The organism is Methylobacterium sp. J-118, assembly GCF_057836565.1.
The window spans coordinates 2028755-2049769 of sequence record NZ_JBYQFA010000001.1; the positions used below are offsets into that span (position 1 = coordinate 2028755).

19 protein-coding genes are annotated in these 21015 nt (G+C 72.6%); 13 read left to right on the forward strand and 6 right to left on the reverse strand.

The annotated features are described in order from the left end of the window. Positions 1 to 156: 156 nt before the first annotated feature. Genes tssC through AC3IF3_RS09895 form a run of 6 tightly spaced genes read left to right on the forward strand, consistent with a single transcriptional unit; the run spans position 157 to position 6226 of the window. Complete coding sequence (tssC, locus tag AC3IF3_RS09870; protein ID WP_489228554.1) at positions 157 to 1776, forward strand: type VI secretion system contractile sheath large subunit; 1620 nt, start codon at positions 157 to 159, stop codon at positions 1774 to 1776. Next, on the forward strand, positions 1773 to 2606 hold the full coding sequence (locus tag AC3IF3_RS09875; protein ID WP_489228555.1) for a type VI secretion system accessory protein TagJ: 834 nt from the start codon (positions 1773 to 1775) through the stop codon (positions 2604 to 2606). The genes tssC and AC3IF3_RS09875 overlap by 4 nt, the downstream gene beginning before the upstream one ends. Then, a complete protein-coding gene (tssE, locus tag AC3IF3_RS09880; RefSeq protein WP_489228557.1) occupies positions 2606 to 3058 on the forward strand; it encodes a type VI secretion system baseplate subunit TssE in 453 nt (150 codons plus the stop codon). Before AC3IF3_RS09875 ends, tssE begins: the two co-directional genes overlap by 1 nt. After that, entirely contained in the window at positions 3055 to 4884 is a 1830-nt protein-coding gene (gene tssF / locus AC3IF3_RS09885) for a type VI secretion system baseplate subunit TssF (RefSeq protein ID WP_489228559.1), read from the forward strand. Before tssE ends, tssF begins: the two co-directional genes overlap by 4 nt. Continuing rightward, complete coding sequence (locus AC3IF3_RS09890; protein WP_489228560.1) at positions 4881 to 5447, forward strand: type VI secretion system baseplate subunit TssG; 567 nt, start codon at positions 4881 to 4883, stop codon at positions 5445 to 5447. The genes tssF and AC3IF3_RS09890 overlap by 4 nt, the downstream gene beginning before the upstream one ends. After that, on the forward strand, positions 5444 to 6226 hold the full coding sequence (locus AC3IF3_RS09895; RefSeq protein ID WP_489228561.1) for a tyrosine-protein kinase family protein: 783 nt from the start codon (positions 5444 to 5446) through the stop codon (positions 6224 to 6226). Before AC3IF3_RS09890 ends, AC3IF3_RS09895 begins: the two co-directional genes overlap by 4 nt. Here AC3IF3_RS09895 and AC3IF3_RS09900 read toward each other — a convergent pair. The 3 genes from AC3IF3_RS09900 to AC3IF3_RS09910 form a co-directional block, all read right to left on the reverse strand. Then, positions 6202 to 7260 carry a serine/threonine-protein kinase gene (locus AC3IF3_RS09900; RefSeq protein ID WP_489228563.1) on the reverse strand — a complete coding sequence of 353 codons (1059 nt, stop codon included), beginning with the start codon at positions 7258 to 7260 and terminating at the stop codon, positions 6202 to 6204. The genes AC3IF3_RS09895 and AC3IF3_RS09900 overlap by 25 nt on opposite strands. A gap of 128 nt (positions 7261 to 7388) precedes the next feature. Beyond that, positions 7389 to 7880, reverse strand: coding sequence for a type VI secretion system lipoprotein TssJ (tssJ, locus tag AC3IF3_RS09905; protein ID WP_243968911.1), 492 nt, complete (start codon positions 7878 to 7880; stop codon positions 7389 to 7391). 321 nt (positions 7881 to 8201) lie between these two features. Beyond that, entirely contained in the window at positions 8202 to 9425 is a 1224-nt protein-coding gene (locus AC3IF3_RS09910) for an acyl-CoA dehydrogenase family protein (RefSeq protein WP_243968913.1), read from the reverse strand. Positions 9426 to 9920: 495 nt separating this feature from the next. Here AC3IF3_RS09910 and AC3IF3_RS09915 point away from each other — a divergent pair, with 495 nt between their 5' ends. The 3 genes from AC3IF3_RS09915 to AC3IF3_RS09925 are packed head-to-tail and all read left to right on the forward strand — an operon-like array spanning position 9921 to position 13326. Beyond that, positions 9921 to 10910: an ABC transporter substrate-binding protein gene (locus tag AC3IF3_RS09915; protein WP_489228565.1), complete on the forward strand. Its 990-nt coding sequence runs from the start codon at positions 9921 to 9923 to the stop codon at positions 10908 to 10910. A gap of 14 nt (positions 10911 to 10924) precedes the next feature. Next, on the forward strand, positions 10925 to 11971 hold the full coding sequence (locus AC3IF3_RS09920) for an LLM class flavin-dependent oxidoreductase (RefSeq protein WP_489228567.1): 1047 nt from the start codon (positions 10925 to 10927) through the stop codon (positions 11969 to 11971). A gap of 14 nt (positions 11972 to 11985) precedes the next feature. Beyond that, complete coding sequence (locus tag AC3IF3_RS09925; RefSeq protein WP_489228569.1) at positions 11986 to 13326, forward strand: LLM class flavin-dependent oxidoreductase; 1341 nt, start codon at positions 11986 to 11988, stop codon at positions 13324 to 13326. Between the two features lie 29 nt (positions 13327 to 13355). On the opposite strand, the gene AC3IF3_RS09930 is transcribed toward AC3IF3_RS09925, so the two are convergent. Together AC3IF3_RS09930 and AC3IF3_RS09935 are read right to left on the reverse strand one after the other, a co-directional pair. After that, positions 13356 to 13811 carry a DUF6691 family protein gene (locus AC3IF3_RS09930; RefSeq protein WP_489228570.1) on the reverse strand — a complete coding sequence of 152 codons (456 nt, stop codon included), beginning with the start codon at positions 13809 to 13811 and terminating at the stop codon, positions 13356 to 13358. Then, positions 13808 to 14218: a YeeE/YedE family protein gene (locus tag AC3IF3_RS09935; protein WP_243968920.1), complete on the reverse strand. Its 411-nt coding sequence runs from the start codon at positions 14216 to 14218 to the stop codon at positions 13808 to 13810. Before AC3IF3_RS09935 ends, AC3IF3_RS09930 begins: the two co-directional genes overlap by 4 nt. A gap of 291 nt (positions 14219 to 14509) precedes the next feature. Here AC3IF3_RS09935 and AC3IF3_RS09940 point away from each other — a divergent pair, with 291 nt between their 5' ends. The 4 genes from AC3IF3_RS09940 to AC3IF3_RS09955 all read left to right on the forward strand — a co-directional run bounded on the left by AC3IF3_RS09940 (position 14510) and on the right by AC3IF3_RS09955 (position 19379). After that, entirely contained in the window at positions 14510 to 14716 is a 207-nt protein-coding gene (locus tag AC3IF3_RS09940; RefSeq protein WP_243968922.1) for a hypothetical protein, read from the forward strand. A gap of 25 nt (positions 14717 to 14741) precedes the next feature. After that, positions 14742 to 15587, forward strand: coding sequence for a serine O-acetyltransferase (gene cysE / locus AC3IF3_RS09945; RefSeq protein ID WP_489215595.1), 846 nt, complete (start codon positions 14742 to 14744; stop codon positions 15585 to 15587). A gap of 422 nt (positions 15588 to 16009) precedes the next feature. Beyond that, complete coding sequence (locus AC3IF3_RS09950) at positions 16010 to 17401, forward strand: family 2B encapsulin nanocompartment shell protein (RefSeq protein ID WP_489228573.1); 1392 nt, start codon at positions 16010 to 16012, stop codon at positions 17399 to 17401. Next, positions 17388 to 19379, forward strand: coding sequence for a family 2A encapsulin nanocompartment cargo protein cysteine desulfurase (locus AC3IF3_RS09955; protein WP_489228574.1), 1992 nt, complete (start codon positions 17388 to 17390; stop codon positions 19377 to 19379). Before AC3IF3_RS09950 ends, AC3IF3_RS09955 begins: the two co-directional genes overlap by 14 nt. A 63-nt stretch (positions 19380 to 19442) precedes the next feature. On the opposite strand, the gene AC3IF3_RS09960 is transcribed toward AC3IF3_RS09955, so the two are convergent. Continuing rightward, entirely contained in the window at positions 19443 to 20786 is a 1344-nt protein-coding gene (locus tag AC3IF3_RS09960; protein WP_243968927.1) for an LLM class flavin-dependent oxidoreductase, read from the reverse strand. Between the last annotated feature and the right edge of the window lie 229 nt (positions 20787 to 21015).

The window sequence follows — 21015 nt, forward strand, 5'->3', positions numbered from 1 at the left end:
GGCCCGTTCGGTCTCGATCGAGCGGGCTGGGCGCGACCGGCCCGCTCAAGCCCCGGGACGGGACGGCCGCGCGCTTCGGCGACGGAGCGCGCCCCGCCGTGCCGCGCCGCGGACACCGTTCCCCCACCCGATACCCCGCGCTGTCCGAAGGACCCCGTGTCGATCCCATCCCCGACATCCGTCGGCACGTCCGCTGCCCCGGGCGCCGTCCGCGCAGAGGCGGCCCCCGGCCCCGCGGGGGCGGCCCCCGTCCCCGCAGGGACGGCCACCGTCCCCGCGCCGCTGCGGCGGCGCGCCGCCGACCTGGCGCTGGGACGGCTGCCGGCGGACACGCTCGACCGCTTCCAGGCCGCCGCCGACCCGATCTCGGCGCTGCGCGCGTGGTTCGGGGACGATCTGGCGCGCCTCGGGGGCCGGTCGGTCGCCGACGCCCTCGACCGCGACATCGCGATGCTCGACACGATGCTGACCGACCAGCTCAACGCCATCCTGCATCATCCCCGCTTCCGGGCGCTGGAGGCGTCCTGGCGCGGCCTCGATTACCTCTGCCGCTGCGGCGCCTCCGCGCCCGCCGTCAGGATCAAGGCGCTCAACGTCAGCTGGACGGACCTCGCCCATGACTTCGAACGGGCGGAGGACGTCGAACGGAGCGCGCTGTTCGAGAAGATCTACAATGCCGAGTTCGGCATGCCCGGCGGTCAGCCCTACGGCGTGCTGCTGTGCGACTACGAGATCCGCCACCGGCCCCTGCCGTCCCACCCGACCGACGACATCTCGGTGCTGGCCAGCCTCGCGGGCGTCGCCGCGGCGGCCTTCGCGCCCGCGGTGCTGGGGGCGTCGCCGCACCTCCTGGGCCTCGACGATTTCGCCGACCTCGACCGCCTGCACGGCCTCGCGCAGCTGTTTCGCGGCGACGAATACCACCGCTACGAGCGGCTGCGGCAGCAGGAGGATACCCGTTTCCTCGCTCTCGTGCTGCCGCGCATCCTGATGCGGGCCCCCTATGCGGACGTGCCGATGCCGTTCCGCTACCGCGAGGATCGCCGCGGCCTCGACCGGGACGACCTGTGCTGGGGCAACGCGGTCTATGCCTTCGGCGAGGTGCTGATCCGCGCCTTCGATCAGCACGGGTGGTTCGCCGACATCTGCGGCGCCCGTCCGGACGAGATCGACCACGGCCTCGTCACCGGCGTCCCCGCCCCGTCGACCGAGCCGGACGCGCCGGAGGTGGTCCAGCGTCTCGGCTGCGAGATCGTGATCCCGGCCCCTGTCGAGGCCGACCTCTGGCAGCTCGGTCTGATGAACCTGAATGCCTGCAAGGACACGCCCTACCTGATCTTCCGCTCGGGCGTCTCGATCGGGGCGGTGCCGCAGGGCGCCCCCACCCCGGCGGTGGTCAACGCCCGGGTCTCGGCGATGCTGCGGTACATGCTGTGCGTGTCGCGCTTCGCCCATTACGTCAAAGTGCAGGTGCGCGATCGGGTCGGCAGCTACGCCACGCCCGAGGCCTGCGAAGCCGCCCTCCAGCTCTGGCTGCACGCCTACTCCATCGGCAACGACGATGCCGCGCCCGAGGTGAAGGCCCGCTATCCCCTGCGCGAGGCGCGGGTCGAGGTGCGGGAGATCCCGGGCCGCCCGGGCGCCTACGCCTGCATCATGCAGTTGCGGCCGCATTTCCAGCTCGACCGGATCTCGACCACCTTCAAGCTGGTCACCGACCTATCGCTCACGGGCCGCGCGCCGGCCCAGGGTCCGACCTTCGGGAGCCGATCATGACCGACACCGCCCTCACGCTGTTCGCGGCCGGCCGCCTGGAGGCGGCGCTGGCGATCGCGACCGAGCAGGTCAAGGCCGCCCCGCAGGACATCCGGCTGCGCAGCGAACTCGCCGAGTTCCTGTGCCTCGCCGACGCGCTGGAGCGGGCCGAACGGCAGTTCGACACGATCGCGACCCAGGCCCCGATGACGGCGCCGCGGGTGAGCGCGTTGCGCCAGTTCGTGCGGGCCGGCCTCGCCCGCCGCGAGGTCTGGCGGAACGGCCGCGCCCCCGAGCTGGTCGGCCCGGCCCCCGATCACCTCCGCCTGCGCCTGGAGGCGCTGGTCGACCTGCGCCGGGGCGAGGCCGAGCGGGCGGCCCTGCGCCTCGCCGAGGCCGAGGCGGCGCGGCCCGCGGTGGCGGGCACCCGCGATGGGCAGCCCTTCGACGATTGGCGCGACATGGACGACCTGATCGGCGGCGTGCTCGAGGTGATGACCCCGACCGGCAAGTATTTCTGGGTGGCGCTGGAGCAGGTGTTCGAGCTCGCCGTGGAGCCGCCCCGCCGTCCGATCGACGCTGCCTGGTGCACCCTGGAGCTGTCTGTCAAGGACGGCCCGGCCGGTCAGGTCGTGGTGCCGGCGATCTACCCCGCCCCGGCGGAGGCGGACGAGGCGGCGGGCGAGGCGGCGGACAGGGAGGCGGACGACGCGATCCGGATCGGCCGCAGGACCGACTGGATCGAGCGGCCGGGCGGATGGGTCGGCGGTCGCGGCCTGCGCTGCTTCCTGGTCGGGGACGCGAGCGTGGCGATCCACGATCTCGGCACGCTGTCGTTCGAGGCCCCGTGATGGGCCCGATGGGCCGGGGGATCCGCCTGTCGATCCTCGACCGGCTGCTCGCCCCCGAGCAGAGCGCCCTCACGGTGCTGCGCGACGGCCTGCGCCGGGATCTCGAGGATCTGCTGAACGCCAATCCCCGGGTGCGCCGGTGGCCCGCCCACCTGACCGAGCTGGATCATTCGCTCTTGAGCTTCGGCATCATGGATCTCGCCACCGTCAATCTCGCGACCGAAGAGCGGCGCGCGGCGGTGGTGACGATCATCGGCGAGATCGTGCACGAATGGGAGCCGCGCCTCGCCAACCTGCACGCCGTCGCCCTGCCCAACGCCGATCCCACCGACCGGGCGCTGCGCATCCGGATCGAGGCGTCGATCCTGCTCGAACCGTCGCCCGAGCCCATGGTCTTCGACACCATCATCGATCCGCTCACCAACACCGTGGCCCTGGTCAACGCGCGATGAGCGACGAGCTGCTCCCGTATTACAACCGCGAGCTCGAAGTCCTCCGCCGGATGTCGCAGGACTTCGCGGCCGCCCATCCCCGGATCGCCGGGCATCTGCGGCTCAGCGGCGACGCGATGGACGATCCCCACGTCCTCCGGCTGATGCAGGGCGTGGCGTTCCTCAATGCCCGCACCGCCCGCAAGCTCGACGACGAGTTCCCCGAACTCGTCGACACGCTGCTGGAGGTGCTCTACCCGCACTACCTCGCGCCGATCCCGTCGATGTCGGTGGTGCGGTTCAGGCCCGCGGCCGAGGTGACCGGGCCGCACCTGATCCCGAGCGGCAGCATGCTGGAGACCGAGACGGTCGAGGGCGAGACCTGCCGGTTCCGCACCTGTTACCCGGTGACCCTCTGGCCGATCGAGCTGACCGAGGCCGCCATGCTCGGCCAGCCGCTGGCGGCGCCGGCCAACCCGGAGGCCGAGGGGGCCAGCGCCGCGCTCAGCCTGACGCTGCGCTGCCTGCCGGACGGGATGACCTTCTCGGAGCTGCAGCCGGAGCGGCTGCGCTTCTACCTGCGCGGGCCGGCCTCCCAGGTCTACACCCTGCACCAGATGATCCTGAACGACACCGTCTCGGTGGCCCTGGCCGACAGCGCCACCGATCCGCATCCGGTGATCGTGCCGCCCGGCGCGGTGACGGCCGTGGGCTTCGCCCCGGACGAGGCGCTGCTGCCCTATCCGGCCCGCTCGCAGGGCGCCTACCGCATCCTCACCGAGTTCTTCGTCTTCCCGGAGAAGTTCCTGTTCTTCGACGTGGAGATCCTCCAGAAGGTCCTGGCCCGGGCCGGGCGCGAGCTGCGCATCGTCCTCTATTTCCGGACGCGCGACGCCAGCCTCGAACGGGCGGTGACGAAGAACCTGTTCGCCCTCGGCTGCACGCCGGTCGTCAACCTGTTCCCCCAGCGGGCCGAGCCGATCCTGATGGCGGCCAACCGCTTCGAGCACAGGCTCGTCCCGGATTGTCGACGCGAGAGCGTCCTGGAGGTGCATTCCGTCGTCGCCGCCTCGGTGAGCAACGCCGCCGGCCAGCAGCGGGATGTCCTGCCCTTCTACGCCAATCGCCGGGCCGCGAACGCCCCGGGCCTGTTCTGGCACGGGGCGCGCCGTCCGGCCCAGGGGGGCCGGCGCGGGACCGACCTGTTCCTCTCCTTCACGGGGAGCGACCTGACCGATGCCACGGCCGCCTATGCGGAATGGACGGTGACCCTCGACACCCTGTGCTGCAACCGCGACCTGCCGACCCGGCTGCCCTACGGGGGCGGCCACCCGCGGCTGAGCCTGATCGACGGATCGAGCGCCGTCGCGGGCCTCGACTGCGTGGTGCCGCCGACGGCACCGCTCCACACCCGCCCCCCGGACAGTCATCGCTGGAGCCTGCTCTGCCACCTGAGCCTCAACCACCTGTCGCTCACCGGTGAGCGGGGCCTGGAGGCGCTCAAGGACATCCTGCGGCTCTACGACTTCCGCAACTCGGCCGAGACCCTGCGCCAGATCGACGGCCTCGTCGGCCTGTCCGCCCGGCGCGGCACGGCGCGGGCCCCGAGACGACCGTCGGATCCGCCCTGGGCCGACGCCCTCTGCCGGGGCATCGACGTCGGCGTCACCTTCGATCCGGCGCATTTCGTCGGCGGCAGCCTGTTCCTGTTCGCCCTGGTGCTCGACCACTTCCTGGCCCTGTACGCGAGCATCAATGCCTTCACCCGGCTGACCGCGACCGTGCGGGGGCAGCCGGGGATCCTCCGCGCATGGCCGGCCCGCGCCGGCGACCGGCAGGTCCTGTGATCGCGCATCTGACCGAGCGGCCGCACGCCTTCGATTTCGTTCAGGCGCTGCGCCTCATCGAGGCGAGGTTCGGCCTCGGCCACGCGGATCCCGCCGCGCCCGGGGACGCCCACCCGGGCGGCGGGCGGCCGAGCGCGCGCTTCGTGACCGAGACGCGCCTGCGCTATCCCCACGCCACCCTGACGGCGGCCCGCTTCGACGGCGCGGTCCTGCGTGTCACGGTCTCGGGATTCGGCCTGCTCGGTCCGGTCGGCGTGCTGCCCTACAGCTACACCGCCCTGGTGGCGGACAGCCTGCACGCCAACAATCCGGGGCTGAAGGCCTTCCTCGATCTCTTCCAGCACCGGGCCGTGACGCTGTTCTACGGCGCCGCCAGCAAGTACCGCATCGTCATCAACTACGACCGGAAGCTGCGGGGCGCGGTCGACCGCTACGGCGAAGCCCTCGCGCACCTGACCGGCCTCGGCCTCCCATCCCTGCGGGGACGGCTCGAAGTGCCGGACGAGACCATCCTCCACTTCGCCGGTCTGGGCGATCCGGCGCTGAGGATTCCGGGCCGGTGATCGTCACCGTCCACAGCCCGCGCGGCGGCGTCGGCACGACCACGCTCGCCGGCCACCTCGCGGTGCAGGCGGCCCGCGGCGGGCGGCGGGTCGGCGTCGCGGATTGCTGCCTGCGGGCGCCGGACCTGCACGCGCTGTTCGGCGTGGCCGCCACGGCCTGCCTCAACGACTTCCTCTGGCACCGCTGCGGGATCGCCGAGGCGGCCCTGGACCTCGGGGGCGACCTGCCCGGGCCGCTGCCGGCCGGGGCCGGGCTGTACCTGCTGCCGGCCAGCCCGGCCCCCGGGGAGATCGCCCGCCTGCTGAACGACGGACTCGATCCCGGCCGGCTCGCCCGCGGCCTGCGCCAGGCGGTGGAGGTCCTGGCCCTCGACCTGCTGATCCTCGACGCGCCGGCGGGGTTCGGCGACGACGCCGTTCTGGCCGCCGCCCTGGCCGATTGCCTGCTCGTCCTGCTGCCCACCGAGCCGCAGCGGCACGCCGGCCTGGACCTGACGCTGCTGGAGCGGCTCGAACCCGCCCGGATGCTGATCGTCGGCAATCAGGCCGCGCCGGGGCTCGACGTCCAGGCCTGCGCCGACGCGATGGCGGCGTCCTGCCGCCGGCCGGTCGCCGCCATCCTGCCCCGCTGCGACGGGATCGGGCCGCCGGGCCGCAGCCCGCGCCCGGGCCAGTCCCCCGCCTGGACCGCCTTCGCCGCCGGCCTGCACCGGATCGCGGACCTCATCACGGAGGGGCGGCCGTCGGCCGGGTCTCACGGGAAGCGGATGCCGGCCTGAACCTCGCACGCGTTTATGGGCCGCGCGGCCGGATCGAACGACAGGGCGCGCGCCACGAGGGCGTTGATGGCGTCGGACACGCCCGTGATCGGCATGGGCACGCACCCCCTCCGCCGCGCCTCGCGCGCGTCGAGGCGGGCGAAGGGATGCCGGCCGGTCAGGAACAGGTGGATCAGGCAGCCCAGGGCATAGACATCGTCGCGCAGGGTCTGGGGCTGGCCGGACAGGCGCTCGGGGCTCGCATAGGCCGGGGTGATGGCCCGCCCGATCGCGCTGTCGGCGCCGCCCTCCCACAGGATCGCCGCGATGCCGAAATCCAGGATCTTCAGGTCCCCGTCGGTGCAGATGAACAGGTTGGAGGGTTTTAGGTCCGCGTGGATGACGCCGCGGGCATGCGCCGCGGCCAGGCCGTCCAGGAGCTGGGTCAGGGTCGCCCGGGCCAGCGCGCTGCCGGCGAAGCCCGGATAGCGGTCCAGCATCACGTCGAGCGCGTGGCCGACGAGGTTTTCCATCACGATGAAGGCGTCGGCGCCGTCGCGGTCGAAGTCGTGGACCGCGACGATGTTCGGATGCCGCAGCGCCTGCGTATGGCGTGCCTCCGCCTCCAGCGCCCGCATCGCCGTCCTGTCGCCCGCCCAGCGCGGCGCCAGCATCTTGATCGCCACGAAGGGCGACAGCGTGTCGAGTTCCTGGCGGCGGCGATCGATGGCGCGGTAGACCGCACCCATGCCGCCCTGCCCGATCTCGGCATCCAGGACGAAGCGGTCGCGCAACACCTGACCGATGCGGGGCTCTCCCCACCCGGCGGGGGCTCCGGGCGGGGAGAGCTGCGCCCGCAGCCGCGCGATCAGGCGGTCGAGATCGGCCGCGCCGATGCGGTCCGCGATCGCGCCTCGGTCGGCGGCGGGAGCCGGCGCCGCGACCGCGTCGTACAGCAGGCACGCGAGCCGAAAAGGCAGCAGGCGGCCGTCGATGGCGCGCTGCAGCGCCGCCAGCGCGGCATCCGCCCGGACCGGCGGTTCCCCGCTCCTCAACGTCCGCGCGGCGTCCGCGAAGGAGAGGTGGCCGGAGGCGAAACGCGCGACGACGCGGTCGGCCGGCGATCGGACGGCGTGCTCCCCCGCGGGGGGGTCATCGCTCCGAACGTCGCGGCACCCCGCGGTCACAGGGGCCAGGCCTTGGGCTCCGCCTGGACGGTGAGCGTCATGTCGAGACCGGTCGCCCAGATCAACGCGGTGTTGATCTGGGCGACCTTGATCGGCGCCGCAGCCCGCCACTGCGCCACGTCGAGCTGCCGGAAGCCGGCCACCACGGCGACGAAGGCGGCCTCGGCCGGCACCGTCGCGGTGAAGCCGTCCTCGGCGGAGGGCGCCAGCAGGAATTCGTGCTTGCTCAGCAGATCGGTGCCGAGGGTGGCGGCATCCGCATCGTAGAGGGACTGGGTATCGCTCTGAAGGAACTTGGTGTCGGCCCGCAGGGTGTAGACGCGAAACAGCAGCGGCGACGACACATCCGCGGCCGATGGATTCACGGTCGCCGCAGTCCCGATTTTGACGGTGAGCTTCGTCTCCTTGGGCGGCAACAGCGTGGCGCAGCCGGCGAGCGTCGACAGGCCGGCGATCAGTGCCCCCCTCCGGCTGACCGGACTGCGCAATCCGAGCGATCCTGTCGACAACACGGGTCTCGATGTCACGGCGCCACCGTTTCAAAGTCGTTTGGTCACGCGACGACCGTCAACCACTAGAACAGCAAGGTCGTGAAAAAACCATAACACGTGCGACCCCGGACAATCCGGGGGACTTTCATCCATCGAAAGTTATTTTTACGGGACAGACTGCCGGATCATACAACACTTTATTGCTGCTGAATCAGCATCCTCGTGCGTCTATACTCGATTTTCGCCGCACGCGGCGCGCCGTGACCGACGATGAACGACGTCGGACACGGCGCCCGGCACCGCGGCCGGGCCGCCGCCTCACGCCGATCCGACGCGGTACTGCCGGGGCGGCGGTGCGCCCGTGACCGCGAAGGCCCCGACGATCCGGTCCCGGTAGATCCGCGGGTTGTGGGACGCGATGGTGCGGGCGTTGCGCCAGTACCGGTCGAGGCCGAGACCCGCCTTCACCGCGGAGGCGCCCAGCGCGTCGAACAGGTTCGTGGTCGCCTCCAGCACGAGGTCGGTGACCACGCTCACCGCCTGGTTGACCTCGACATCGGCGAGCGTCGTGGCCCGGTCCGCCACCGCTCCGTCGCCGGCCCGATGGGCCGCATAGGCCCGCTGGAGCGCCTCGGCCGCCTTGAGCACCACCGCGCCGGCCGCGTAGGCGTTGCCCCGCACCCGGCCCACCACCGCCAGGATCTGCGGATCCTCCGCGGTGCGGCCGGCATTGCCGTGGCTGTAGACCCGGGTGCGCGCGGCCACCAGCCGGGCCACGTCCTCGGCCGCCGCCCGGCCGATGCCGGCCAGCGTCGCGAGATGCACGAGCTGGAAGAACGCCATGGCGTAGGGGAAGCGGGCCGGATCGGGCTTGATCAGCGCGGGATCCAGCACCACGCCCTCGAAGGTCGCGGTGCCGCTGGCGGTCAGCCCCTGCCCGAACCCGTCCCAATCGTCGACGATGGTCACGCCCGGCGCCCGGACCGGCACCGCCGCCGTCACCGCCCCGCCCGCCTCGTCCTCGGCCGAGAGGTGAATGTAGTCGGCAAACAATGAGCCGGTGGTGTAGAATTTCCGGCCCTCGACCACCAGGTCCCCGTCGCGGCGGCGCACCACCGTGTCGAAGGCGCCGACCTTGGCCGGCCCGGTCTCCGAGACGCCGCTGCCGATCGTCGCGCCGGCGCCGATCCGGGCGATCCACTGGGCGCGCCATTCGGCCGACGATGCGCAGAGCGCGTCCTCGGTGAAGCCGAAATGCGCGCGCAGCGCATTGGTGACGTTGGAATCGGCCTGGGACAGCTCGATCAGCAGCGCGAACAGCTCGGGCAGGCTGGCGCCGTGGCCGCCCTCGTCGGGCGCGAGGCGCAGGGTGGTGAAAGTGGCCTCGCGCAGCCAGCCGATCTCGGCATGGGGCAGGCCGCGGGTGCGGTCCCGCGCGACCGCCGTGGCGCGGATCTCGGCGAAGACCGGGCGGAAGCGATCCGCCAGAGCCTCGTAGCGTTCGCTCGGGCCCGCGCCCCAGCCCGCATCCACCTGCGACATGGTTTCGAATCCACGATCCCGGCCATCGCCCCGAGGGCATCGCCTGGAATCGAGGAGTTGTACCCTGATCTCAAGCCGAAACGGCGAGATCTCCGATCCTTTGGAAGTCTCGTTTCGTAGAAGCCGCAACGAGAACAGGTTCATCCCGCGAGACAGGCCCGACGCGAAAGACCATTCCGCGCCGAAACCCGCGCGATGCCGCCTGCACCCGGTCCATCCCCCGCGCCGCCCGGCCGCGCATCGGAACGGTGGACGCGCGAGGCGGCGGTGCGGGCTGCTCCGCGCCGGAGAGACAGGAACAGGATCCCCGATATCGCGCCGCTGCGAAGAATGGACTTTCACGCGGGTCGGCGAGATCGGAAGACCGTTTCCTTGATCCCGCGATCGACTTTGGCCTTCAATAGAGACCGCGATGACAGGCGGCGCGAGTCCTTGAAGGACCGTCGCCGCGCCGACGGCCGGCCGTCGGGCCGGCCGCACGATCCGGAGAGCGCGATGATCGACGATAGCGTGGGCCGGACGGCCCCGAGCCGCCGCAGCCTCCTGCGGGCGGGCCTCGGCGGGGCCGCCGCCGTGGCGCTCGGCGCGCCGGCCGTGCGCGCGGCCCCGCGCACGGTGACGATCAGCATGCAGCGCTCGTCGGTGCTGTTCACCGTGCTGAAGGTGAAGGGCACCCTCGCCGAGCGCCTCGCCCCGCTCGGCTTCGCCCCGACCTGGCACCTGTTCACCAGCGTGCTCGAGCCCATGACGGCGGGCGCGGTCGACATCCACGCCGATGTCGCCGACGCGGTGCCGATCTTCACGCAGGCCGCCCGGGCGCCCCTGACCTTCTACGCCCGCGAGCGCGGCGCGCCGGCCGCGGAGGCGATCATCGTGCCGGCCGAGTCGCCGGTCCGCACCGTCGCGGATCTGAAGGGCCGCACGGTCGGCGTGTCCCGGGGCTCGGGCAGCCACTACGTGCTCGCCGCCGCCCTGAAGCGCGCCGGGCTGACCTTCGCCGACATCAAGCCGGCCTATCTCCAGGCGCCGGAGGGCGCGGCCGCCTTCGAGCAGGGCAGCCTGGACGCGTGGTCGATCTGGGACCCGTTCCTGGCCTTCGCCGAGGCCAAGCGCCCGGTGCGGGTCATCGCCGACGGCAGCGGCCTAACCAGCTATCACCGCTACTACCTGGTCAACGACAGCTTCGTCGCCGCGCAGCCGGAGGTGGTGGCGACCGTGTATCGCGCCCTCGTGGAGGCCGGGGGCTGGGTGAAGGCGAACCCGGAGGAGGCCGTGGCGCTGCTGGCCCCGATCTGGGGCGACCTGCCCCCCGCGGTCGTGGCCGCCGCCAACAGCCGCCGGACCTACGCGGTCGAGCCGGTGGAGCGCGGCCAGCTCGGCGAGCAGCAGGCCATCGCCGACGTGTTCTACGAGGCCAAGCTGATCCCGCGCCGGATCGACGCCACCGACGTCCCGATCTGGCAGCCGCCGGCGGGGCGGGGTTGAGCGGGGCTGAGGCCATGGCCGCCGCACCGCCCCGCTTCGGCATCTGGGCCGCCGTCCACGGCTCCCGGGCCGCCCATCACGACCCCGACGAGCCGGACGACGCGACCTGGGCGCGCAACCGCGCCCTGGTGCTGGAGGCCGAGGCCCTGGGCTTCGATTCGGTGCTGGTCGCCCAGCACACGATGAACCCCTACGACCCGGAGCGCGACCAGCTCGAGGCCTGGACGGGGGCGGCGGCGCTGGCGGCGCTGACCCGGCGCATCGAGATCATCGCGGCGATCAAGCCGGGGCTCTACCACCCGGTGGTACTGGCCAAGATGGCGCTCCAGATCGAGCACATCAGCGGCGGCCGCTTCGCCCTGAACCTCGTGAATGCCTGGAACCGGGCCGAGTTCGAGCAGGCCGGCCTGCCCTTCCCGGCGCATGACGACCGCTACGCCTACGGCCGGGAATGGATCGCCCTCGTGGAACGGCTGATGCGCGGGGAGACCGTGACCGTCGCGGGGGCGCATTTCCAGGTCGCGGAGTACCGGCTCCGCCCCGCCGGCACCTTCCGGCCGCGGCCGAGGATCTATCTCGGCGGCGAGTCGGAGCCGGCCCGGGCGCTGGCCGCCGACCATGCCGATGTCTGGTTCATCAACGGCCAGCCGCTGGAGGACGTCGCCGCCCTGATCGCCGACGTGTCCCGTCGCCCCGCCGCCCACGGCCCGCTGCGCTACGGCCTCTCGGCCTTCGTGATCGCCCGCGCCACCGACGCGGAGGCGCACGGGGAGCACGCCCGGCTGCTCGCCCTGGCGCGGCGGGACGCGGACCTGCGCGCCGACACCCGCGCCCGCACCGACCAGGCCAGCGTGATGTTCGCCAAGACCGACGCGGCGGCCGCCCGGCACGTCGGCACCAACGGCGGCACCGCGGCCGGATTGGTCGGCAGCTACGACACCGTGGCGGAGCGGATCCGCGCCTTCCACGCGGCCGGCATCGACCTGTTCATGCTGCAGTTCCAGCCGTTCGAGGCCGAGATGCGCCGCTTCGCCGCGCAGATCGTGCCGCGCGTGCGCTGATCCGGAGGCGTTCGATGAGCAGCCGCACCCTGCATCTCAACGTCAACCTGCTGCATTCCGGGGTCTACCCGTCGGCGTGGCGGCTGCCGGACAGCCGGCCGGACGCGTTCATCGACATCGACCATGTCGTGCGCGTCGCCCGCGTCGCCGAGCGCGGCAAGCTCGACGCGATCTTCCTGGCCGACACCCCGGCGATCAACGACCGGATCGACTACCGGCCGTTCAACGCCCTCGAACCGACGGTCGTGCTGGCCAGCGTGGCGGCGGTGACGCGCCATATCGGCCTGATCGCCACCGCCTCGACCACCTACAACGAGCCCTACAACCTGGCCCGCCGGTTCGCGACCCTCGACCTCGTCAGCCGCGGCCGGGCCGGCTGGAACGTGGTGACCACCGCCGATGCCGCCGCCGGGCGCAATTTCGGCTTCGCGGGCGCCGCCGAGCACGGGGGGCGCTACGCCCGGGCCCGGGAATTCACAGACGTGGTCCACGCCCTGTGGGACAGCTGGGAGGACGACGCCTTCCTGGGCGACAAGGCGAGCGGGCGGTTCGCCGACCCGGGCAAGGTCCACGCGGTCGACCATCGCGGCGCGTACTATTCCGTGGCGGGGCCGCTCACGGTGCCGCGGGGGCCGCAGGGCCGTCCGGTGACCTTCCAGGCCGGCGGCTCCGAGGACGGGCGCGAGCTCGCCGCCGCCACCGCCGACGCGGTGTTCTCCCTGGCCCAGACCATCGACGACGGGGTGGCCTATGCCCGGGACCTGCGGGCGCGGGCGGCGCGCTACGGGCGTGGGCCGGACGCCCTGGTCATCCTGCCGGGCCTCGCCACGGTGATCGGCTCCACCGAGGCCGAGGCGCGCCGCCGTCAGGACGAACTCTGGGACCTCGTCCCGCTGGACTACAGCCTCGCCCGCCTCGCCGGGACGCTGCGGATCGACCCCGCCCGCCTCGACCTCGACAAGCCGCTGCCGGACCCGCTGCCCCTGCCGCCGGACGCCAACCACACGATGTTCCTGGGCACGGTCGCCCTCGCCCGCCGGGACGGGCTGACGGTGCGCCAGCTCCTGCGGGCGCTGGGCGGCGGGGTCGGCCACCGGATCGTCGCGGGCACCCCGGAGGCGATCGCCGACGACATCGAGGCCTGGTTCCGGGCCGGGGCCGCGGACGGCTTCAACCTGATGCCGGACGTGCTCCCGGACGGGCTGGAGACCTTCGTGGACGCGGTCGTGCCGCTCCTGCAGCGGCGCGGCCTGTTCCGGCGCGACTATGCGGGCGCCACCCTGCGCGACCATCTCGGCCTGGCGCGTCCCCCCAGCCGCTACGCCGCCCCGCCGCGGGCCTCGCGCTCCGCCTGAGGCCGGCCCCGGGGCCGGTCTCGGAGCCTTCAGGGCTCCGCGGGCGCTCCGGTCCCGGCGCCTTCGCGGTTGCGCAGAAGGTCGTGGGCCGCCATGCCGACCAGCAGGGCGGCGACGAAGACGAGAACCGGCCGCGCGCCGGTGGAGAGCGCCGCCACCGCCGGCCCGGGGCAGAAGCCCGACAGGCCCCAGCCGATCCCGAACAGGGCCGCGCCGAGCACCAGAGGGGCATCGATCCGCCGCCGCTGCGGCAGGTCGAACCTGTCGGCCAGGACCGGGTGGCCGAACCGGCGGGACAGGGCGTAGCCGAGGCCCGACACCGTCACGGCCCCGCCGAGGACGAAGACGAGGCTCGGGTCCCAGGCCCCGGCGACGTCGAGGAAGCCGCGCACGCGGGCCGGATCGAGCATCCCCGACAGGCTGAGGCCGAGCCCGAAGAGGAGCCCCGCGGTCAGCGCCGCGAGGGCGCGCGCCGAGCCGGTCACGACGCCACCCGGACCAGGGCCACCGTCAGCATGCCGGTGGCGAGGAACACCAGAACCGCGACGATCGAGCGTGGCGAGAGCCGGGCGAGCCCGCAGACCCCGTGGCCCGAGGTGCAGCCGGAGCCGAGCCGCGTGCCGAAGCCGACGAGCAGCCCGGCCAGCGCCAGGACCGGCAGCCCCGCCTCGATCCGCATGCGGGGCCCGTGCCCGGCCAGCGCCGTGAAGAGCGGCGGCCCGAGGACGAGACCGAGCAGGAAGGCGGCATCGGCGCGCCGCCGCGCCCCGGGCCTGCCGAGCCCGGCGACGAGCCCGCTGATGCCGGCGATGCGGCCGTTGAGCAGCAGCAGCGTCGCCGCGGACAGGCCGATCAGCAGGCCGCCCCCGAGGGCCGGAAGATACGCGTCCATCGATGGTGTCCCCGCTGCAACGGCCCCGGCGCCGGGCTGACCGTGACCGGGATATCGCCGGCGGCCGGCGGGGACAAGCCTTGCCAAACGCCGCCCCGTCTATAATTATCAAGCTACGTCAATGGCTTAGTGAAAAACATGCTCCTTTCCGGGCCCGCCGCGAACCAAACGTTCTCTCCCGTTCCGGGGGCGGCAGAAGGGCTTTCCCGGGATGGGGCGCGGGCCCGGCACAGCGGGTCCGGAGCGCGGAATCGGGCCGGCGGAATCGGCCCGCGCCATGAGGAGGACGCGATGGGTTCGGCAACGATCAGGCGGGGCGATCAGGTGGTGTTCGAACGGCTCGACCTCGCCGAGGCCCTCGGGATCTGGCGCAACGCCCGGGGGCGAATCGTCGACATCCACGGCCGGGGCGGCCGCCCGGCCACGATCGACGTGAAGTTCGAGGGCCACGAGACGCTGCGGCATTACCTGCCGGACCTGTTCCGGCGGGTGCAGTGATGGCGATCCCGCGGACATGCCGGCCATGACGGCCCTCGCCACCCTTCAACCGCCCCTGCGCGCCCTTAGCCGCAGCACCGCGGAGGACGAGGTCTGGACGGATCTGCGGGCCGAGGCCGAAGCCGCCCTGATCGAGGAGCCGCTCTACGCCGGCATCATCCAGGCGACGATCCTCGACCAGCGCAGCCTCGCCCAGGCGCTGGCCTACCGCCTCGCCCACCGGCTCGGCGACGGCGACCTCGCCCGCCTGTCGATGCGCGACCTCTGCCTCTCCGCCTTCGAGGCGGATCCGAAGGCGGGCGCCCACGCCGTGCGCGACCTCGTCGCCATCCGCGAGCGCGACCCGACCTGCCGGCGCTATCTGGACCCCTTCCTGTTCTACAAGGGCTTCGCGGCGCTCGAGGCCTACCGGGCCGGCCACTGGCTGTGGCACCGGGGGCGGGCGACCCTGGCGCTGCACGTCCAGAGCCGGATCTCCGAGGTGTTCGGCTGCGACATCCACCCGGCCGCGCGAATCGGCTCGGGGGTGTTCATCGACCACGCCACCGGGGTGGTGATCGGCGAGACCACGGTGGTGGCCGACGACGTGTCGATCCTCCAGTCCGTGACGCTGGGCGGCAACGGCAAGCAGAGCGGGGACCGCCATCCCAAGATCGAGCGCGGCGTGCTGCTCAGCGTCGGCGCCAAGGTGCTCGGCAACGTCCGCGTCGGCGAGGGCGCTAAGGTCGCCGCCGCCGCGGTGGTCCTGTCCGACGTGCCCCCGCACACCACCGTGGCGGGTGTGCCCGCCCGGGTCGTCTCGCGCCTGCGCCCGGAGGAGGAGCCGGCGCAGAGCATGGACCAGTCCTTCGGGCACGGCGACGGGATCTAGGCCGGGCTAAAAAATCCTCCCTTCAAAACAATGCCGTCGACCGGCGCCCGCCTGGGTCCGGGCTCGGGGAACGATCTTCTCCGTGCGGCGGCCGTGCGCATGATCTTGTTCTACGGATGGTCTGTACGGCGACACGGTCTTCTTTGAAATCAAGATAAAGAGAAGATCTTTTTATTGACCGAGACCATTCGCCAAGCTTACTCAGATCGTACCGAGTTGACTCGCAATCGAGTCCGGCACGGTCGCGGCTCCTGATCGTGGATCACCGCGAAAACACTTGATCCGATGCGACCGGACCCGGCGATAATGGCCGATCCGATCTTGAGAACACTTGCGCCGAACCCGCCATGGCCGCGGGACAGCCCACCGTGGCGCGGGTCGATGCGGCGTGCCCGAAACCTTGGCTTGGGAGACGATGACCGATGAGCGGACCGGGTTTGAGCGTCAGCGCGACGGCGGCACGCAATCTAGCGACCGCCACCGTCACATCGGTCCAGAACGCGGCCAACACCCCGCGCTGGCTCCTGCGGCTCCTGCCGTTCGTCGACGTTGCCGGCGGCGTCTACCGGGTCAACCGCCGCGCCGTGGTGCTGGCGCGCCCCGGCCGGGTCGAGTTCGCCGCCGAGGCCGAGGGCCGGGCGATCCGGGCCGCCTCCCTGCGCGCGGTGCCGCTGTTCAGCCGGCTCGGCGACGGCGAGCTCGCCACGCTCGCGGGCAAGTTCACCGAGAGCCGACACCAGGCCGGCGAGGTCATCCGCGAGGAAGGCGCGACCGAGCGCAGCCTCGTCGTGGTCGCCGACGGCACCGTCGAACTGACCCTCTCCGGCCCCTACAAGGGCCGCCTGCGCCAGGGGCTCGCCACGAAGGGCGACTATTTCGGCGACGGCGACCTCGCGGACGAGGCCGCGCCCGCTCCGGCGGTGAAGGCGCTCTCGGCGGTGACCCTGCTGACCCTCGACCGCGCCGCGATCGAGGACGAGGCGATCCGCACCCGGATCGGTCAGTACCGGGAGGAGCGCGACCGGCTGAAGGGCCACTCCAATGCCTACGGCGAGCAGGGCATCGAGCTCCTGGCGGTGCATGCCGGCGAGCCGCGCCTGCCGACGACCTTCGTGGATTACGAGGTCGATCCGCGCGAGTACCACCTCTCGACCATCCAGACGATCCTCAACACCCATACCCGCGTCACCGACCTCTACTCCAACGAGATCGACCAGCTCCGCGAGCAGATCCGCCTCACCGTCGACGCGGTGAAGGAGCGCGAGGAGTGGGAGCTCCTGAACAATTCACAGTTCGGCCTGCTGGGCGAGGTCGGCCCGCGCCAGCGCATCCCGACCCGCGGCGGCCCGCCGACCCCGGACGATCTCGACGAGCTGCTGACCCTGGTCTGGAAGAAGCCCGCCTTCTTCGTGGCGCACCCGCGCGCCATTGCGGCCTTCGGCCGGGAGGCGACCCGCCGGGGCGTGCCGCCGGTGGTGGTGCACCTGTTCGGCGCGCCGTTCATCACCTGGCGGGGCGTGCCGCTGGTGCCGAGCGACAAGCTGCCGATCGACATCGATCCGGTGACCGGCGCCCAGACCACCACGATCCTGCTCCTGCGCGTCGGCGAGGGCGAGCAGGGCGTGGTCGGCCTCCAGAAATCCGGTGTGACCGGCGAGATCGAGCCCGGCCTGTCGGTGCGCTACATGGGCACCAACGACCATTCCATCGCCTCGCACCTCGTGACCCGCTACTTCTCGGCCGCCGTGCTGGTCGAGGACGCGATCGCCCGCCTCGATAACGTCCTGCTCGGCAATTACCATGACTACGCTTGAGGCGCCGGCCTTCGGAACGCCCGCGGCGAACCCGGGCGAATTCGCCCATCCCGAGTTCGCCCACGCGGATCTCGTCGGGCGGCTCGCCCGCGAGATCTACGGGCCGGGGCAGGCGGCGAGCCGGCCCTTCGCGCCGACGATCCCGGCGGGGCCGCAAGCGCCGCAGGGCGTCGAGGGGCTGGCGCAGGGCGTCGAGGGGCTGCCGCAGGGTCCCGGCGGCGCGCCGCTGCCGAGCGGTTCCATCGGCGTCCCCTCGGCGCCGACCGGTGGACTGCCCTACGGCTACCAACCCGACGTCGCGGCCCTCGGCGCCCGGTCGTTCGGGGCACCGCCGGTCGGCGCGCCGGGCCTCACCGGCCCGACCGTCCCGAACCTCGCCCAGTCACACCGTCCTGCGAGCCCGGCCTTCGCCGATGTCGGGGCGATCCCGCCGGTCCACCCGGCGAGCCCGCGTCCCGTCCTGCGGGACTTCGCCTTCCCCGGCGCCCCGGCGCCGGCGGCCTTCCTCCCGGGCGGTCCGGAGCTGCACCGGCAGATCGCCGCGGACCATCCCCGCGCCAACGCCTTCGCGCAGGCGCTGGCCCCGCATCACGTCCCCGCCGCCCCGTCGAAGGCCGGCGGGGATGAGGCGCCGGCGGGCGACTACTACTTCCTGAACCTCGGCGTCCCGGCCCGCCGGGCCCCGGCGCACCCCCGGGTCGAGCCGGCCCGCCAGCCGGGCCCGGCGCCGCGGCTCACCGCGCAGGGGTCGAGCCCGGTGGCGGCGCCGTTCGACGTGGAGCATGTCCGCCGGGACTTCCCGGCCCTGCACCAGAGCGTCAACGGCCACCCGCTGGTCTGGCTCGACAACGCCGCCACCACCCACAAGCCGCAGGCCGTGATCGACGCGACGAGTGCGTTCTACGGTCGGCACAACTCGAACATCCACCGGGCCGCCCACACCCTGGCGGCGCGCGCCACCGACCTGTTCGAGGGCGGCCGCGAGGCCGTGCGCCGCTTCCTCAACGCGCCCTCGAAGGACGACATCGTCTTCCTGCGCGGCACCACGGAGGCGATCAACCTCGTCGCCAATTCCTACGGGCGGGCCCATATCGGCCCGGGCGACGAGATCATCCTGTCGACCATCGAGCACCACGCCAACATCGTGCCCTGGCAATTGCTCGCCCAGGCCACCGGGGCGACGATCCGGGTGATCCCGGTCAACGATCGCGGCGAGATCATCTTCGAGCAATACGCGGCCCTGCTCTCGGGCCGCACCAAGATCGTCTCGGTGACGCATGTCGCCAACGCCCTCGGGACGGTGAACCCGGTGCGGGAGATCATCGCGCTCGCCCACGCCTACGGGGTGCCGGTGCTGGTCGATGCGGCGCAATCCTCGCCGCACATGCCCCTCGACGTGCAGGCGCTCGACGCCGACTTCCTGGTCTTCTCCGGCCACAAGGTGTTCGGGCCGACGGGAATCGGCGCCCTCTACGGCAAGACCGCCCTGCTCGAAGCGATGCCGCCCTGGCAGGGCGGCGGCCACATGATCGAGGACGTTACCTTCACCCGGACGGTCTACAAGGGCGCCCCGGAGAAGTTCGAGGCGGGCACGCCGGACATCGCGGGCGCGGTCGGCCTGGGGGCGGCCCTCGACTACCTGGAGCGCATCGGCCTGCCGGCGATCGCCGCCTACGAGCACGACCTGCTGGACTACGCGCAGGCGGGCTTGGCCGAGGTGACGGATTTGCGCCTGATCGGCACGGCGCGGGAGAAGGCGAGCGTGATGTCCTTCACCCTCGCGGGCCAGGAAAACGCGGCGGTCGCCCGCCACCTCGATTCCCACGGCATCGCGGTGCGCTCGGGCCATCACTGCGCCCTGCCGGCCCTGCGCCGCTTCGGGGTCGACCAGTCGGTCCGGGCCTCGCTCGCCTTCTACAACACCCGTGCGGAGGTCGACACCTTCCTCCGGGCGCTGCACACGCTGCCGCGGCCCTGAGGGCCCGGACGATCGGGATGGGACACGGGCGGGAAACCGGCCGGCCCCATCCCGGTTGCCGCGTCACGCCTCGGGCGACGGCCGGGCCGCATTCCGGGGCGGGGGGCGGGTGCCGAGATTCGCGCGCAGGGTCGACCCCGCGTAATCGTCGCGGACCAGGCCCCGGCGGCGCAGTTCCGGCAGCACCAGGGCGATGAAGTCGTCGAGGCCGCCGGGCAGGGTCGCCGGCATGATGTTGAACCCGTCGGCGCCCTGCGCCCGGAACCGCTCCTCCATCTCGTCGGCGATCTGGGCGGGGGTCCCGACGATCTGCGAATGGCCCCGGGCGCCCGCGATCCGCAGGTAGAGCTGGCGCAGGGTCAGACCCTCCCGACGGGCGAGGTCGAACATCAGCTGCTGGCGGGACTTGGCGCCGTTGGCCTCGGGCAGTTCCGGCACGGGCCCGTCCGGATCGTAGCCCGAGAGGTCGAAGCCGCCGATCATCCGCTCCAGCAGGGCGAGGCCGACCACCGGGTCGATCAGGTCCTGGAGCGCCTCGAACTTCGCCCGCGCCTCCGCCTCGCTGTGCCCCACGACCGGGAAGAGGCCGGGCATCACCTTCAGGTCGTCGCGGTCGCGCCCGAAGCGGCCCATCCGGTCCTTCAGGTCGCCGTAGAATTCGGTCGCCTCGGCGAGCGTCTGGTTGGCGGTGAACACGATCTCGGCGGTGCGCGCCGCGAGGTCCTTGCCGGGCCCCGAGGCGCCGGCCTGGACCAGCACCGGCTGGCCCTGCGGCGTGCGCGAGATGTTGAGCGGGCCCCGCACCTCGAAATGCGTGCCGCGATGGTTCAGCGGGCGAAAACCGTCCGGCTTCGAGAACTGGCCGGAGGCCTTGTCGATGATCACCGCCCCGTCGTCCCAGGTGTTCCACAGGCCGAGGACGACGTCGACGAATTCTTCCGCGCGCGCGTAGCGGTCGCCGTGCCGGGCGATCGCGTCGGCCCCGAAATTGGCGGCCTCCGCGTCCGTGGTCGAGGTCACGAGGTTCCAGCCGGCCCGGCCGCCGCTGAGGTGATCGAGGGAGGCGAAGCGGCGGGCGACGTTGTAGGGCTCGTTGAAGCTCGTGGAGGTCGTCGCCACCAGACCGATCCGGCGGGTCACGGCCGCGAGCGCCGAGAGCAGGGTCACCGGCTCGAAATGGGTCGAGCGGGCCGTCCGCTCGCTGGAGCGCAGGTTGCCGTCGCGGATACCCGTCCCGTCCTCCAGGAACACGAGATCGAACTTCGCCGCCTCGGCCTTGCGCGCCCAGTCGACATAGCGGTCGAGCACGAGGCCGCCATCCGCCTCGCTCGACGGGTGGCGCCAGCCGGCCACGTGGTGCCCGGTGGCGTAGAAGAAGGCGCCGAGGCGCAGGGTGTCGTGTCTCATGGACCGATGGCACTCGTGGCGGGCGGGACCGGCAGGACGCGCACCGGCCCCGTCGTCCCGCTGTCGCGGATTCGATGATGTGAAACAGGCTGGACGGCGGGACGCAACCGCAAGCTGGGCACGGCCCCGGGAATGAGAACCTTCGTCTCCGGATCGGGGGGGCGGAATGTAACGCGTCCGCGCTCGGTCGGCGAAAGCGCTGCTTATCGGCATTCGCGATCGTCGCCCG